We start from the raw sequence: 16,017 nt of genomic DNA, 5'->3' as shown, positions 1-16,017 counted from the left end.
CCATCTGATAACTACTGAGCTAGCACTTCCTTCAAGTACGGAGCAGGCTCCGCCCCCAAGTTGTTCAGCAAGCGCCCGCTGTACCAGTCAATGAAATTCACCACGCCAAACTCGTAGGTCTTCGAGTAAGGCCCAGGCTGGTATGCCGTGGAATTGATGCCTCGCTGGTTCTCTTCTGCCAGGCGGCGGTCCTGGTCGTTGGTGGCGTCCCACACCTTTCGCATGTTCTCAGGGTTGTAGTCCACGCCTTCGACGGCATCCTTGTGCACCAGCCACTTGGTGGTGACCATGGTTTCCTGGGCGCTGATCGGCCACACGGTGAACACGATCATGTGATCGCCCATGCAGTGGTTCCAGGAGTGCGGCAGGTGCAGGATGCGCATCGAGCCCAGGTCTGGGTTCTTGATGCGGCCCATCAGCTTCTGGCAGGCCTGCTTGCCGTCCATGGTCATCGAGACCGTGCCCTTGAGCAGCGGCATGCGCACGATACGGTTACGCAGGCCGTGGCTCTTGTGCAGGTACGGGATCTTCTCGGCTTCCCAGGCGGCAGCAGAGGCGGCCACGTGGTCCTTGAATTCCTGGCTGGCGCGTGGGTCGTTGGTGTCGTCCCATTCCAGCAGGGTCTGCAGCAGCTCCGGGTGCGAGCCATTGCAGTGATAGCATTCACGGTTGTTTTCCAGCACCAGCTTCCAGTTGGCCTTTTCCATCAAGGTGGTCTGCACCGCCACCTTGGCATTTTCCATGTCGTACGGTTCCATGTAGTGGTCAAGGGTGGCCAGGAACTCGTCGATGGCTGGTGGGTTTTCCGCCAGGCTGATGAAGATGTAGCCGCCAGCGACCTTCACGTTCACAGGCTTGAGGCCGTACTGGTTCATGTCGAAGTCGGCGCCCATTTCGGTGCCGGCGAACAGCAGGCGGCCGTCCAGCTCGTAGGTCCACTGGTGGTAAGGGCACACCAGCTTGGCCACCTTGCCTTTTTCGCTGACGCACAGGCGCGAGCCGCGGTGACGGCACACGTTGTGAAACGCATGCACCTTGCCCTCGGTACCACGCACTACAATGATCGGGTTCTTGCCGATCTGCAGCGTGAGGTAATTGCCCTTCGCCGGGATCTCGCAGGTCATGCCGGCGATCAGCCACTCCTTGTGGAAAATCTCCTGCATGTCGATCTGGAACAGACGCTCGTCGGTGTAGAACGGCTGGGGCAGCGAGTAGGTGCGCTCGCGGTTCTGCAGCATCTGGGCAGTCGCCTTGCGTGCAGGTTCAAGTGGATCGCCCAGGCTCAGGGTTGCGGTGACGTCCATCGTGTATTCCTCGGGGCCGTGTGCGGCCGGCAAAAGGTGGCTAATCGTTGTTGTGGTGCCGCAAGGCTGTTAACCATGAACAGCGTGTTGTTTTGCGGTGGAGTGTGCGTCCGAAGGCGGCGTGAACCGTATCCATGGGCGACATGGCCGATTTGAATTACGACGCCGCAACCCTTGTCGTGCGGGGCTGGTCGCGATAAGTACGCCGATGTCGCTGGCAGGAATGTTCAAGGTCGCAAGCTTGAGCATCATCCGAGCCATAAAAAGGCCAACTGTCGGCTGCTGGAGATGAACATGTCCGAAACCTTCCTCAATCCGGTCACTACCCAGACCTGGGCCAACGGCCGCCACATCGTGCGCTGCGTCAAGGTCATCCAGGAGACCTGGGACGTGCGCACCTTCTGCTTCATGGCAGACCAGCCGATCATGTTCTTCTTCAAGCCCGGGCAATTCGTGACCCTGGAGCTGGAAATCGAAGGCAAGCCGGTGATGCGTTCCTACACCATATCCAGCTCGCCATCGGTGCCCTACAGCTTCTCCATCACGGTCAAGCGCGTACCCGGCGGACTGGTGTCCAACTTCCTGCATGACACCATGCACGAAGGTGCCGAGCTGCCGGTACACGGACCTGTGGGGCTGTTCAACGCCATCGATTTTCCAGGCGCCAAGGTGCTGTACCTGTCTGGCGGCGTGGGCATCACCCCGGTCATGTCCATGGCCCGCTGGTTCTATGACACCAACGCCAATGTCGACATGGTCTTCGTTCACAGTGCCCGTTCACCCAAGGACATCATCTACCATCGCGAACTGGAGCAGATGGCGTCCCGCGTGCCCAATTTCAGCCTGCACATCATCTGCGAGAAGCATGGCCTGGGCGAGCCTTGGGCGGGCTACCGTGGCTACCTGAACCAACGGCTGATGGAGCTGATCGCGCCGGACTACATGGAGCGTGTGGTGTTCTGCTGTGGCCCGACCCCTTACATGACGGCGGTCAAGCGCATGCTCGAGGCTGTCGGCTTCGACATGAACAATTACCACGAGGAGTCGTTCGGGGCGACGCCAGCCGAAGCCAAGGCCGATGCGGTCGAACACGCCGAAGCGGCCGCCGAGGCACCTGAAGTGGACGCCGCCGACCTCAACCTGGTTGAGTTCATCGGCAGCGAGAAGAGCATCCGCATCGCCCCCGGCGAAACCGTGCACGCTGCAGCGGCCAAGGTCGGCCTGATGATCCCGAAAGCTTGCGGCATGGGCATTTGCGGTACCTGCAAGGTGCTCAAGCTGGGTGGCGAAGTCGAAATGGAGCATAACGGCGGTATCACCGAGGAAGATGAAGCCGAGGGGTACATCCTGTCGTGCTGCAGCGTGCCGAAAGGGGATGTGCGCATCGACTACTGAGTTTCTGGCACGGCCTTGGATCTGTCAGGGGGGGCTGCTGTGCAGCTCCCTGTGTTTGACTGACCGATGGTTGACTCAGGTCGGAACAAGAGGGGGGTTACCCTGTCAATGTGCGGGGTAGAAACCTTGTGAATCCGATATTTAATGGCGATGGGCAACGGTTTTCTTTATCGTGTGCGCCCCTCGCAACAACCTGAGATAGACCCATGCTTGAAGCTTCCCTCAATCAACTCGAGCAACTGGTCAGCGACCTGATGCAAAAGAACGCTCAACTCACCGAGCAGAACAACGCACTCGGTCAGCAACTGGCCCAGGCAAACGAAGAGAACGAAACCCTGCAGCTGTCCTTGATGGAGCAGGAAGAAAAGAACGGCGCCACCGCTGCCCGTATCCAGGCGTTGGTCGAGCGTGCCAGCGCGGGTGTCGTCAACGCATGAACCTGCAAGCGCAGCCGATCAATGTCGTGTCGATTCTTGGCAACGACTATTCGATCAAGGCGCCCGAAGGCCAGGAAGAAACCTTGGCGCACGCGGTGCGTATGTTGAACACGGCCCTGGCCGAGACCAAGCGTTCGTATCCGACGTTGATCGGCGACAAGCTGCTGGTGCTGGCAGCCTTGAACCTGTGTTCGAAGCAGGTAGAACTGCAGAAGGAGCATCAGCAGACGCTTGCACGGACCCAGGCGCAGATCGACGCCACCGTTGACGCGATCGTTCGGACCATGGCCGAGCAGTGACAGGTCGTTGGCCAAGCCAAGTGGGGAGCGGCTAACCTCGCCCCCACGCTTCACGGTTTCCCCCAGTTGCTCGATGACTGAGTTTCAGGTGAAGCCGACTGGCAGAAGTATCAAGTGCCGGCGATGGCCCGGATGTCTGCCGCCAGCTCGCGCACACGTTCTTCTTCAGTGTCCCAGGAACACATGAACCGCGCACCGCCGCTGCCGATGAAGGTATAGAAGCGCCAGCCCTTGCCTCGCAAGGCCTCGATCACCGGTTCGGGCATTTGCAGGAACACCCCGTTGGCTTCCACTGGGAACATCAGCTCGATGCCTGGCAAATCACTCACCAGTGATGCCAATAATTGGGCGCAGTGGTTGGCATGCTTGCCGTGCCGCATCCAGGCGCCGTCTTCGAGTATCCCGACCCAAGGCGCAGACAGAAACCGCATCTTCGAAGCCAATTGCCCGGCTTGCTTGCAACGGTAGTCGAAGTCTTCGGCCAACTGCCGGTTGAAGAACAGGATGGCTTCCCCGACGGCCATGCCGTTCTTGGTGCCGCCAAAACACAATACGTCGACGCCGGCTTTCCAGGTCAGTTCGGCCGGGCTGCAGCCCAGGAAAGCGCAAGCATTGGTAAAGCGCGCGCCGTCCATGTGCAAGTTAAGGCCCAATTCCTTACAGGTGGCGCTGATCGCCTTGAGTTCGTCGGGGCGGTAGACGGTGCCGACTTCCGTGGCTTGCGTGAGCGTGACCACGCGGGGCTTTGGATAGTGAATGTCCTGGCGCTTGAGCGCCACTTCGCGGATCGACTCGGGGGTGAGCTTGCCGTTGGTACTTGGGGCGGTAAGCAGCTTAGAGCCATTGGAGAAAAATTCCGGGGCGCCGCACTCGTCTGTTTCGACATGCGCGGTCTCCGAGCAGATCACGCTGTGGTAGCTCTGGCACAGCGAGGCCAGGGCCAGCGAGTTGGCGGCGGTGCCGTTGAAGGCGAAGAACACTTCGCAGTCGGTTTCGAACAAGGCCCGAAAGTATTCCGAGGCGCGCGCCGTCCATTGATCGTCGCCGTAGGCGCGGTCGTGGCCGTGGTTGGCTTTTTCCATCGCAGACCAGGCTTCCGGGCAGATGCCGGAATAGTTGTCGCTGGCGAATTGTTGGCTCTTATCTGTCATGACACTGTCCTGTGAACGACGCAGGACAGCACTCTAAACCATCGATTCAGCGGTTGACTATACAACCCCGATACCCATGCGTTTCAAGCGCACTTGTTCACGGGCTTCGCTGTATCCAAATCCAGGCAGGCGTGCCGAAGCGTCAGGTCAGTGAGCTTGGCCCGATGAAGAAACGGGCCGTGGCCTGGCGGGTGTTCAGGCCAGCGCCCCCCAACGCAAGCCGTACGTGTGGTCAGTGTGATCGGGACGCTGACCAATGTCGTAAACGCGCCATTGCAAGGCGTGCGCAGGCATCTGGCACACCCCGGCCAGCCCTACCATCGCCACAAAGGGTCAAAGTGAACCCTCCGAACAAAAAATGATCGCTGCCGGGAGATACAAGATGTTCAGCAAGCAAGACCAGATTCAAGGTTACGACGATGCACTGCTGGCGGCGATGAGTGCCGAAGAGCAGCGTCAGGAAGACCACATCGAGCTGATCGCCTCGGAGAACTACACGTCCAAGCGCGTGATGCAGGCCCAAGGCAGCGGCCTGACCAACAAATACGCCGAAGGCTACCCAGGCAAGCGCTACTACGGTGGCTGCGAGCATGTCGACAAGGTCGAAGTGCTGGCCATCGAGCGCGCCAAGCAGCTGTTCGGTGCCGACTATGCCAACGTCCAGCCGCACTCCGGCTCCTCGGCCAACAGCGCTGTATACCTGGCGTTGCTGCAGCCCGGCGACACCATTCTAGGCATGAGCCTGGCCCACGGGGGCCACCTGACCCACGGCGCCAAGGTGTCGTCTTCGGGCAAGCTGTACAACGCCGTGCAGTACGGCATCGACACCGATACCGGCCTGATCGACTACGACGAAGTCGAGCGACTGGCGGTCGAGCACAAGCCCAGAATGATTGTCGCGGGCTTCTCGGCCTACTCCAAAACCCTGGACTTCCCGCGTTTTCGCGCCATCGCCGACAAGGTCGGGGCGCTGTTGTTCGTGGACATGGCCCACGTGGCCGGCCTGGTCGCTGCGGGCCTTTACCCGAACCCGATCCCGTTCGCGGACGTGGTGACCACCACCACCCACAAGACCTTGCGCGGCCCGCGTGGCGGCCTGATCCTGGCCAAGTCGAACGAAGAGATCGAGAAGAAACTCAACGCTGCCGTCTTCCCGGGCGCCCAAGGCGGCCCGCTGATGCACGTAATCGCCGGCAAGGCGGTGTGCTTCAAGGAAGCGCTTGAGCCTGAGTTCAAGAGCTACCAGAAGCAGGTCATCGAAAACGCCCAGGCCATGGCGCAGGTGTTCATCGAACGCGGCTATGACGTGGTTTCCGGTGGCACCGACAACCACCTGTTCCTGGTCAGCCTGATTCGCCAGGGCCTGACGGGCAAAGATGCCGACGCTGCCCTGGGCCGCGCGCACATCACCGTCAACAAGAACGCCGTACCCAACGACCCGCAATCGCCGTTCGTGACCTCGGGCCTGCGCATCGGCACCCCGGCGGTCACCACCCGTGGCTTCAAGGTCGCCCAATGCGTGGCCCTGGCCGGCTGGATCTGCGACGTGCTCGACAACCTCGGTGACGCTGACGTCGAAGCCGATGTGGCCAGCAATGTCGCGGCGCTGTGCGCAGATTTCCCTGTTTACCGCTGAGTGGAGTCCCACACCATGCAACGTTACTCGGGCTTCGGCCTTCTCAAGCACTCCCTCAGCCACCACGAGAACTGGCAGCGCATGTGGCGTACGCCGACACCGAAGAAGGTGTACGACGTGGTCATCGTCGGCGGTGGCGGCCACGGCCTGGCCACGGCCTACTACCTGGCCAAGGAGCACGGCATCACCAATGTCGCGGTGATCGAAAAAGGTTACCTGGGCGGCGGCAACACCGCCCGTAACACCACCATCGTGCGCTCCAACTACCTGTGGGACGAGTCGGCCCACCTCTACGAGCACGCCATGAAGCTGTGGGAGGGCCTGTCCCAGGACCTCAACTACAACGTCATGTTTTCCCAGCGCGGTGTGTACAACCTGTGCCATACCCTGCAGGACATGCGTGACTCCGAGCGCCGGGTCAGCGCCAACCGCCTCAACGGCGTCGATGGCGAGCTGCTCAACACCGCCCAGGTCGCGGCCGAGATTCCGTACCTGGACTGCTCCAAGAACACCCGTTACCCAATCCTGGGTGCTACCGTACAGCGCCGTGGCGGCGTTGCCCGTCACGATGCCGTGGCCTGGGGTTACGCCCGTGCCGCCGACGCCCTGGGCGTGGATTTGATCCAGCAGACCGAAGTGACGGGTTTCCGCAAGGAAAACGGCGCGGTCATCGGCGTGGAAACCAACAAGGGTTTCATCGGCGCCAAGCGCGTGGGCGTGGTCACGGCAGGTAACTCCGGCCACATGGCCAAGCTGGCCGGCTTCCGCCTGCCGCTCGAATCGCACCCCTTGCAGGCACTGGTTTCCGAACCGATCAAGCCCATCATCGACAGCGTCATCATGTCCAACGCCGTGCACGGCTACATCAGCCAGTCGGACAAAGGTGACCTGGTGATCGGTGCGGGTATCGACAGCTGGGTCGGCTACGGCCAGCGTGGTTCTTACCCGGTGATCGAGCACACCTTGCAGGCCATCGTCGAGATGTTCCCCAACCTCTCGCGTGTACGCATGAACCGCCAATGGGGCGGCATCGTCGACACCTCGCCGGACGCCTGCCCGATCATCACCAAGACCCCGGTCAAGAACATGTTCTTCAACTGCGGCTGGGGTACTGGCGGCTTCAAGGCGACTCCAGGTTCGGGCAACGTCTTCGCCGCGAGCCTGGCCAAGGGCGAGATGCACCCACTGGCCGCGCCGTTCTCCATGGACCGCTTCTACAACGGCGCCCTGATCGACGAACACGGCGCTGCCGCCGTCGCCCACTAACCGGAGACACCGTCATGTTGCATATTTTCTGTCCCCACTGCGGCGAGCTGCGCTCCGAAGAAGAGTTCCACGCCTCTGGCCAGGCGCACATTGCCCGCCCGCTGGACCCCAACGCCTGCTCCGACCAAGAGTGGGGCACGTACATGTTCTACCGTGACAACCCGCGCGGTATCCACCACGAACTGTGGGATCACGTTGCCGGCTGCCGTCAGTATTTCAACGTCACTCGTAACACCGAAACCTACGAGATCCTGGAAACCTACAAGATTGGCGAGAAGCCGCAAGTCAGCGCCCGTGAACACACACCGGCGCGCTCGGCTGCTGTAAACGAACGGGGAGTCAACGTATGAGCCAGACCTATCGCCTCGCCAGCGGCGGCCGTATCGACCGCAGCAAGGTGTTGAACTTCACCTTCAACGGCAAGACTTACCAGGGCTATGCCGGCGACAGCCTGGCAGCGGCCCTGCTGGCCAACGGCGTCGACATCGTTGGCCGCAGCTTCAAGTACTCGCGTCCGCGCGGCATCATTGCCGCAGGCACCGAGGAGCCGAACGCCATCTTGCAGATCGGCTCCAGCGAAGCCACCCAGATCCCCAACGTGCGCGCCACCCAGCAAGCCCTGTATTCGGGCCTGGTCGCCACCAGCACCAATGGCTGGCCGAACGTCAACAATGACGTCATGGGTATCCTCAGCAAGGTGGGCGGCAGCATGATGCCGCCGGGCTTCTACTACAAAACTTTCATGTACCCTAAGTCGTTCTGGATGACGTACGAGAAGTACATCCGTAAGGCAGCCGGCCTTGGCCGCGCGCCGCTGCAGAATGATCCGGACAGCTATGACTACATGAACCAGCACTGCGACGTGCTGATCGTCGGTGCAGGGCCTGCGGGCCTGGCGGCGGCCCTTGCCGCTGCGCGCAGCGGTGCTCGCGTGATCCTGGCGGACGAGCAGGAAGAATTCGGTGGCAGCCTGCTGGACACCCGTGAAACCCTCGATGGCAAGCCGGCCGCTGAATGGGTCAGTGGCGTCATCAAGGAGCTCGAAGGCCTGCCGGAAGTGACCTTGCTGCCACGCGCCACGGTCAACGGCTACCACGACCACAACTTCCTGACCATCCATGAGCGCCTCACCGACCACTTGGGCGACCGTGCTCCGCTTGGTCAGGTGCGCCACCGCGTGCACCGTGTACGGGCCAAACGTGTCGTACTGGCCACCGGCGCCCATGAGCGCCCGCTGGTGTACGGCAACAACGACGTGCCGGGCAACATGCTGGCCGGCGCCGTTTCGACCTACGTTCGTCGCTACGGCGTAGCACCTGGCCGCAAGCTGGTGCTGTCGACCAACAACGACCACGCCTACCGTACCGCGCTGGACTGGCACGATGCTGGGCTGCAAGTGGTGGCCATCGCCGATGCGCGCCACAACCCACGTGGCTCGCTGGTCGAAGAAGCGCGCGCCAAGGGTATTCGTATCCTCACTTCCAGTGCCGTCATCGAAGCCAAGGGCAGCAAGCACGTCACCGGCGCTCGTGTGGCGGCCATCGATGTGAGGGCCCACAAGGTCACCAGCCCTGGTGAAACCCTCGAGTGCGATTTGATCGCCACCTCCGGGGGCTATAGCCCTGTGGTTCACCTGGCTTCGCACCTGGGCGGCCGTCCGGTATGGCGTGAAGACATCCTGGGCTTCGTGCCGGGCAATGCCCCGCAAAAGCGCGAGTGCGTTGGCGGCATCAACGGTGTCTACCCGTTGGGCGATGCCATTGCCGACGGCTTCGAAGGCGGCGTGCGTGCAGCCACCGAAGCAGGTTTCAAGGCCAGCGTAGGCACCTTGCCGAAAACCGTTTCGCGCAAGGAAGACGCCACCCTGGCGCTGTTCCAGGTGCCACACGACAAGGGCACCGCCCGTGCGCCGAAGCAGTTCGTCGATCAGCAGAACGACGTCACGGCCGCTGCCATCGAGCTGGCTACCCGTGAAGGCTTCGAGTCGGTCGAGCACGTTAAGCGCTACACCGCACTGGGCTTCGGTACCGACCAAGGCAAGCTGGGCAACATCAACGGCCTGGCCATTGCGGCGCGTTCGATGGGCATCACCATTCCGCAAATGGGCACCACCATGTTCCGCCCCAATTACACGCCGGTGACGTTCGGCGCGGTGGCGGGTCGTCACTGTGGGCACCTGTTCGAGCCTGTGCGCTTTACGGCCCTGCATGCCTGGCATGTGAAGAACGGCGCCGAGTTCGAAGACGTCGGCCAGTGGAAGCGTCCGTGGTACTTCCCCAAGGCCGGTGAAGATATTCACGCCGCCGTTGCCCGTGAGTGCAAAGCGGTGCGTGACAGCGTCGGCTTCCTGGACGCCTCTACCCTGGGCAAGATCGATATTCAGGGCCCGGATTCGCGCGAGTTCCTCAACCGCGTGTACACCAATGCCTGGACCAAGCTCGATGTGGGCAAGGCGCGCTATGGCCTGATGTGCAAGGAAGACGGCATGGTGTTCGACGACGGCGTAACCGCCTGCGTCGGCGACAACCACTTCATCATGACTACCACCACTGGCGGCGCGGCGCGCGTGTTGCAGTGGCTGGAGCTGTACCACCAGACCGAGTGGCCGGACCTTAAGGTGTACTTCACCTCGGTGACCGACCACTGGGCGACCATGACCTTGTCCGGGCCGAACAGCCGCAAGCTGCTCAGCGAGTTGACCGACATCGACATGGACAAGGAAGCCTTCCCGTTCATGACTTGGAAGGAAGGCAACGTCGGCGGTGTGCCGGCCCGTGTATTCCGTATCTCGTTCACCGGTGAACTGTCGTACGAAATCAACGTGCAGGCCAACTACGCCATGGGCGTGCTGGAGCAGATCGTCGAGGCAGGCAAGAAGTACAACCTGACCCCGTACGGCACCGAGACCATGCACGTGTTGCGTGCCGAGAAGGGCTTCATCATCGTCGGCCAGGACACGGACGGCTCGATGACCCCGGACGACCTGAACATGAGCTGGTGCGTAGGGCGCAACAAGCCGTATTCGTGGATTGGCCTGCGCGGCATGAACCGTGAAGACTGCGTGCGTGAAAACCGCAAGCAGCTGGTTGGCCTGAAACCGATCGACCCGAACCAGTGGCTGCCTGAAGGCGCTCAACTGGTGTTCGATCCGAAGCAGCCCATCCCGATGGACATGGTTGGCCACGTTACCTCCAGCTACGCTGCCAACTCTCTGGGCTACTCGTTCGCCATGGGTGTGGTCAAGGGCGGCCTCAAGCGCATGGGCGAGCGTGTCTACTCGCCTCAGGCCGATGGCAGCGTGATCGAGGCGGAAATCGTGTCTTCGGTGTTCTTCGATCCGAAGGGTGAGCGGCAGAACGTTTGACTCCGGGCTCCATTAGGAGCAGGCCAGGCCTGCTCCTAATGGCGCGATGCAGATGTCAAGGATCGGCGCAGGCTCGCCGGCGATGAGGCCGGCAGAGTTTGCAGGACCGGATGTCTGCATCCCATCGACGAACAAGAATTCTAGGCAGGTATGAAATGAGCGCTATCAACGTCTTCGAGCAAAACCCTGGTGCCTCGGCCAAGGCCGAGTCGCCATTGCACCACGCCGACCTGGCGAGCCTGGTGGGTAAGGGCCGCAAAAATGCCGGCGTGACCTTGCGCGAGCGCAAGTTCCTCGGTCACCTGACCCTGCGTGGCAACGGCCATGATCCCGCCTTTGCCGGTGGCGTCCACAAGGCCCTGGGCCTGGAGTTGCCGGTGGCACTGACCGTCGTTGCCAATGGCGACCTGTCGCTGCAATGGGTCGGCCCTGACGAATGGCTGCTGATCGTTCCGGGTGGGCAGGAAGTGGCGATTGAGCAGAAGTTGCGCGATGCCCTGGAAGGGCAACACATCCAGGTGGTCAACGTCAGCGGTGGGCAGAGCCTGCTGGAACTGCGCGGCCCGAACGTGCGCGAAGTGCTGATGAAATCCACCAGCTATGATGTGCATCCGAACAACTTCCCGGTCGGCAAGGCTGTCGGCACGGTGTTTGCCAAGTCGCAACTGGTGATTCGGCGCACCGCCGAAGACACCTGGGAACTGGTCATCCGCCGCAGCTTCTCCGATTACTGGTGGCTCTGGCTGCAGGACGCATCGGCTGAGTACGGACTGGCCATCGAGGCTTAAGGAGAAACACCATGAGTCGGGCACCGGATACCTGGATTCTCACCGCCGACTGCCCGAGCATGCTCGGTACCGTCGACGTGGTGACGCGTTACCTCTTCGAGCAACGCTGCTACGTGACGGAGCACCATTCCTTCGATGATCGGCTGTCAGGGCGCTTCTTCATTCGCGTGGAGTTTCGCGTGCCTGATGGCTTCGACGAAGACGGGTTGCGTGCAGGCCTTGCCGAGCGCAGCGAGGCGTTTGGCATGGCGTTCGAGCTGACGGCGCCCAACCATCGCCCCAAGGTGGTGATCATGGTCTCCAAGGCCGATCATTGCCTGAACGACCTGCTGTATCGCCAGCGCATCGGTCAACTGGGCATGGACGTGGCGGCGGTGGTTTCCAACCACCCCGACCTCGAGCCTTTGGCACACTGGCACAAGATTCCCTACTACCACTTCGCGCTCGATCCCAAAGACAAGCCTGCGCAGGAGCGCAAGGTGTTGCAGGTGATCGAGGACACGGGCGCAGAGCTGGTCATCCTCGCCCGCTACATGCAGGTGCTCTCGCCTGAACTGTGCCGCCAGCTCGATGGCCGCGCGATCAACATCCACCATTCGCTACTACCGGGTTTCAAGGGCGCCAAGCCTTACCACCAGGCGTACAACAAAGGTGTGAAGATGGTCGGGGCCACGGCGCACTACATCAACAACGACCTGGACGAAGGGCCGATCATCGCCCAGGGCGTGGAGGTGGTGGACCACACCTATTACCCCGAGGACCTGATCGCCAAAGGGCGAGACATCGAGTGCCTGACCTTGGCGCGGGCGGTGGGGTACCACATTGAAAGGCGGGTGTTTCTGAACGCCAATCGGACGGTTGTGCTCTGACCGGTTGTGCTGGCTGTTTGGACATCAGGGCAGTGGATGCCCGTGTGGGAGCCGGCATGCTGGCTATGAGCCATAGAAATTAGATGGATCATGTCGACGGCTGTAAAAAGAGCTTTGGCGAATATCGATAGTGCTCTGAACGAAGTCGGGTATCAGTCCAGATGGAGGACTGGATGATCGACTTTCAGCGGGCGTCGAGTCCCTTGACGAGTTCGCTGAAGATGCAGGGGAGTGGGGCTGCTGCCGGTAGGGGCTTGATGGCCGTGAAGTTTGAATGGGTGTGACCACGGCCGTGGGTTTTGGGTTTATATTTACGTTGAATATAAATGAGTCACTTCTGGGGTCCTCTATCCAATCAGACCTAGGGCTGGGATTGGGGTTGTCAGAACGTAATACGGCCTGCCGGGGTAAAAGCCCAGCGGGTTTCCTTGACGCAGGCGGTTGTGCGGCCGCCACCGTCTTGTTGTTGTTTGTTAAGTTTGACAACCCGGTGGTGGGAGGCGGTGAGTGGCGGGGTCGTCGGGTACTCGCATTAGGAGCACTCACGGACGGCTTGGCGTTCCTCCCTAAGCGTTTCATTTGCCCGCTGGGGTCTATGTAATTGACGGGATCCCCTTCACAGTAACAGTAAGTATTCAAACCGCCCGCCTCGAAAGGGCTCAACCTATCGGGCGTATTGAAGCGCATCCTCACCGGACTGAAACAGCGATGGCCTTGGCCAAGGGCGTAGTCATCTTGCAACGCAATTAATACTTCGCCGTTGAACCCCAGCAGCGTCATGTAGGACGGCAGTTTCGGATCGTACCCGTAAGCTGTGTAGTGGTGTGGTTCGTTCCGACCAGCACAGCCGGCCCGCAGTACGGTCCCGCTCCCCTCGACTGCGAGCAGGCTCGTGCCCAGTTGTCCTGATAATTGTTCGGCTAAGGGTGTGCCTGCGGTGCGAAAAACTGAGCGGTGGTCGCCACTCTGTTGCACTGCGATGAGTCTGTTGGCCTGGTAGAAATAAAGTGAACGGTTCGTTGTCGTCATGATGAACGTCTCTGTGCAACGGATGAGCGCGGTTGACACACGTCCATTCTCAACACCCGCCGTGCCTCTACCACTGGCAAAACTAATAGGTTGCCAAACGGGGCACGGTGAAAAAGTATCCCCCTGCTGTCTCCAGTCACCGCACAGCGGCTTAACACGCCCACCACCCCTACATTTCAATGACACGGGCTGCCCATGGAGGGTGACGCGTTCACCACCGCTGGCTGCATACAAATAAATGTCAGGTAGCGGCTTGGCTGCGACCGCTCACCCTCCAGGCGGTAGGCGCCGCTAACAGGCATACCCCTGTCGCAACCAGTCACTGTGACATCGCCCATCGAGCCCACAATTCCCCCATCCAGTAACACATGCCGCCCATGGATGGCGGCGCGTTCACCACCGCTGCATAAATACAAATAAAGCGAGGTAAGAGCATGTCTGGCAATCGTGGAGTGGTGTATCTCGGCGCGGGCAAGGTCGAGGTGCAGAAAATCGACTACCCGAAAATGCAAGACCCACGCGGCAAGAAGATCGAGCACGGCGTGATCCTCAAGGTGGTTTCCACCAACATCTGCGGTTCCGACCAGCACATGGTCCGAGGCCGTACCACGGCCCAGGTCGGTCTGGTGCTGGGCCACGAAATCACCGGCGAAATTGTCGAGAAGGGCAGTGACGTCGAGCGCATGCAGATCGGCGATCTGGTCTCGGTACCGTTCAACGTCGCCTGTGGTCGCTGCCGCTCCTGCAAGGAAATGCATACGGGCGTCTGCCTGACCGTCAACCCGGCCCGTGCTGGTGGTGCCTACGGTTATGTCGACATGGGTGACTGGACGGGCGGCCAGGCCGAATACGTGCTGGTGCCGTACGCTGACTTCAACCTGTTGAAACTGCCAGAACGCGACAAGGCCATGGAGAAGATCCGTGACCTGACCTGCCTGTCCGATATTCTGCCGACCGGCTACCACGGTGCGGTGACCGCTGGGGTCGGCCCTGGCAGCACCGTCTACGTAGCCGGTGCTGGCCCTGTAGGCCTGGCTGCTGCCGCTTCGGCCCGCCTGCTGGGCGCCGCCTGCGTCATCGTCGGTGACCTGAACCCTGCGCGCCTGGCCCACGCCAAGTCCCAGGGTTTCGAAGTGGTCGACCTGTCCAAGGACACGCCGCTTCACGAACAGATCGTGGACATTCTCGGCGAGCCGGAAGTGGATTGCGCCGTCGATGCCGTAGGCTTCGAAGCTCGCGGTCATGGCCATGAAGGCGCCAAGCACGAGGCGCCGGCGACTGTGTTGAACTCGCTGATGCAGGTGACCCGTGTGGCTGGGCAGATCGGTATTCCGGGCCTGTACGTGACCGAAGACCCGGGTGCGGTGGACGCTGCTGCCAAAATCGGTGCACTGAGCATCCGCTTCGGCTTGGGCTGGGCCAAGTCGCACAGCTTCCACACCGGCCAGACTCCGACCATGAAGTACAACCGCCAGCTGATGCAGGCAATCATGTGGGACCGCATCAACATTGCCGAAGTGGTGGGCGTGCAGGTGATTAACCTGGATCAGGCGCCAGAAGGGTATGGCGAGTTTGATGCGGGCGTGCCGAAGAAGTTTGTGATTGACCCGCATAAGATGTGGGGGGCGGCGTAATTAGCATCGAGTAACGAAAGCCCCTCAAACCGAGGGGCTTTCTGCATCAAGGGAACAAGTAAGTTGATCCCAGGCGTATTTATAGCAAGTTAATTTAACCACGATGCTTCGACCGTGTTTCATTCTCCCAGCAGACTGTCGCTACGCGAACGATTCGCGCGTGCATCATACTCCCTGTTAAATCTTATAAGTCGGGCAATGTTTCGGATGCCGTCAAGCGCTGCTCTATGAATTGAGCTTAAAGCGTTTATGTCTCGCAGATAGGGATTCAGCTCCAAGCCCAGGCTTTGTCCAAACCTCCTAGGGACACCGGGGAGTACGCCAGACCGGACGGCTTCCATGGTGGCATCTGTATCTGAGATTATTGACATGTACCGCTCGATGACCGGCACGGCATAGCTTCTATTGGATTGGGCGGTCTTTGCAAAGGCGGCGGCATCTTGGAAAGTAAGATTGCTGATGATTGATTCAAATATGTCAGGCTCCCTGATCCTCTTGTAATAGTCTTCTGTGGGAGGAACATATTTGGGTGGGTTTGGATTCAGCGCGCTAGCATGAGAGGTTGTGCGTCTTAGCCTGGATGGCTTGAACACATGAGGCAGGGGCGCCGCGTGGTTCTTATAAGGTTGCAGTGTTTGACCATTTTTCAAGTGGACAAGTGCATGGCCTGTCGGGTTGGTGTAGTTGACGGGGGCATTGAATCGCCCCTAGTTTCGTAGACACCTCCAAGCCTCATAATGAGGCCCAAATAGGAGGTGCCATGAGTCGTCAGCGTTACCCCGAAGAATTCAAGATCGAAGCGGTCAAGCAAGTGACCGAGAAAGGCAAACCTGTCGCCGATGTCG

14 protein-coding genes are annotated in these 16,017 nt (G+C 60.6%); 11 read left to right on the top strand and 3 right to left on the bottom strand.

From position 1 onward, the window contains the following. Nucleotides 1-11: 11 nt before the first annotated feature. Nucleotides 12-1,304 carry a glycine-betaine demethylase subunit GbcA gene (gbcA, locus tag ACF8R3_RS08005; RefSeq protein WP_058638090.1) on the bottom strand — a complete coding sequence of 431 codons (1,293 nt, stop codon included), beginning with the start codon at nt 1,302-1,304 and terminating at the stop codon, nt 12-14. A 294-nt stretch (nt 1,305-1,598) separates the two neighbouring features. Between gbcA and gbcB the strand changes: the two genes are divergently transcribed. From gbcB to ACF8R3_RS07990, 3 genes are all read left to right on the top strand, one after another. Further along, the gene (gene gbcB, locus ACF8R3_RS08000; RefSeq protein ID WP_058638089.1) at nt 1,599-2,699 is read left to right on the top strand and encodes a glycine-betaine demethylase subunit GbcB; all 1,101 of its coding nucleotides are present in this window, start codon (nt 1,599-1,601) and stop codon (nt 2,697-2,699) included. A gap of 206 nt (nt 2,700-2,905) precedes the next feature. Continuing rightward, on the top strand, nt 2,906-3,136 hold the full coding sequence (locus tag ACF8R3_RS07995; protein ID WP_100852392.1) for a hypothetical protein: 231 nt from the start codon (nt 2,906-2,908) through the stop codon (nt 3,134-3,136). Next, the gene (locus ACF8R3_RS07990) at nt 3,133-3,435 is read left to right on the top strand and encodes a cell division protein ZapA (protein WP_196185548.1); all 303 of its coding nucleotides are present in this window, start codon (nt 3,133-3,135) and stop codon (nt 3,433-3,435) included. Before ACF8R3_RS07995 ends, ACF8R3_RS07990 begins: the two co-directional genes overlap by 4 nt. A 110-nt stretch (nt 3,436-3,545) precedes the next feature. Here the strand turns inward: ACF8R3_RS07990 and ACF8R3_RS07985 are convergent, their stop codons facing one another. Continuing rightward, a complete protein-coding gene (locus ACF8R3_RS07985; RefSeq protein ID WP_078479259.1) occupies nt 3,546-4,586 on the bottom strand; it encodes a low specificity L-threonine aldolase in 1,041 nt (346 codons plus the stop codon). Nucleotides 4,587-4,968: 382 nt separating this feature from the next. On the opposite strand from ACF8R3_RS07985, the gene ACF8R3_RS07980 reads away from it, so the two are divergent. From ACF8R3_RS07980 to purU, 6 genes are all read left to right on the top strand, one after another. Further along, nucleotides 4,969-6,222 carry a serine hydroxymethyltransferase gene (locus tag ACF8R3_RS07980; protein ID WP_392515420.1) on the top strand — a complete coding sequence of 418 codons (1,254 nt, stop codon included), beginning with the start codon at nt 4,969-4,971 and terminating at the stop codon, nt 6,220-6,222. Nucleotides 6,223-6,237: 15 nt separating this feature from the next. Continuing rightward, a complete protein-coding gene (locus tag ACF8R3_RS07975; RefSeq protein WP_023532460.1) occupies nt 6,238-7,488 on the top strand; it encodes a sarcosine oxidase subunit beta family protein in 1,251 nt (416 codons plus the stop codon). A gap of 14 nt (nt 7,489-7,502) precedes the next feature. After that, complete coding sequence (locus ACF8R3_RS07970; RefSeq protein WP_027913567.1) at nt 7,503-7,838, top strand: sarcosine oxidase subunit delta; 336 nt, start codon at nt 7,503-7,505, stop codon at nt 7,836-7,838. Further along, nucleotides 7,835-10,852 carry a sarcosine oxidase subunit alpha gene (locus tag ACF8R3_RS07965; RefSeq protein ID WP_392515418.1) on the top strand — a complete coding sequence of 1,006 codons (3,018 nt, stop codon included), beginning with the start codon at nt 7,835-7,837 and terminating at the stop codon, nt 10,850-10,852. Before ACF8R3_RS07970 ends, ACF8R3_RS07965 begins: the two co-directional genes overlap by 4 nt. 155 nt (nt 10,853-11,007) lie before the next feature. Next, entirely contained in the window at nt 11,008-11,640 is a 633-nt protein-coding gene (locus ACF8R3_RS07960) for a sarcosine oxidase subunit gamma (protein ID WP_058638084.1), read from the top strand. An 11-nt stretch (nt 11,641-11,651) separates the two neighbouring features. Further along, complete coding sequence (purU, locus tag ACF8R3_RS07955) at nt 11,652-12,509, top strand: formyltetrahydrofolate deformylase (protein ID WP_058638083.1); 858 nt, start codon at nt 11,652-11,654, stop codon at nt 12,507-12,509. Nucleotides 12,510-12,572: 63 nt separating this feature from the next. Here purU and ACF8R3_RS07950 read toward each other — a convergent pair whose 3' ends face one another. Continuing rightward, nucleotides 12,573-13,538, bottom strand: coding sequence for an RHS repeat-associated core domain-containing protein (locus ACF8R3_RS07950; protein WP_197844116.1), 966 nt, complete (start codon nt 13,536-13,538; stop codon nt 12,573-12,575). Nucleotides 13,539-13,972: 434 nt separating this feature from the next. Between ACF8R3_RS07950 and fdhA the strand changes: the two genes are divergently transcribed. Next, entirely contained in the window at nt 13,973-15,172 is a 1,200-nt protein-coding gene (gene fdhA / locus ACF8R3_RS07945; RefSeq protein ID WP_023532721.1) for a formaldehyde dehydrogenase, glutathione-independent, read from the top strand. A 760-nt stretch (nt 15,173-15,932) separates the two neighbouring features. Continuing rightward, the coding region (locus tag ACF8R3_RS07940) for a transposase (RefSeq protein WP_140400445.1) at nt 15,933-16,017 on the top strand (85 nt) is incomplete at its 3' end.

This window comes from Pseudomonas sp. FYR_7, from assembly GCF_043106155.1.
Taxonomy (GTDB): domain Bacteria; phylum Pseudomonadota; class Gammaproteobacteria; order Pseudomonadales; family Pseudomonadaceae; genus Aquipseudomonas; species Aquipseudomonas parafulva_B.
Note: the sequence above shows the minus strand (reverse complement) of the source record. Positions and strands in the feature narration are given on the sequence as shown.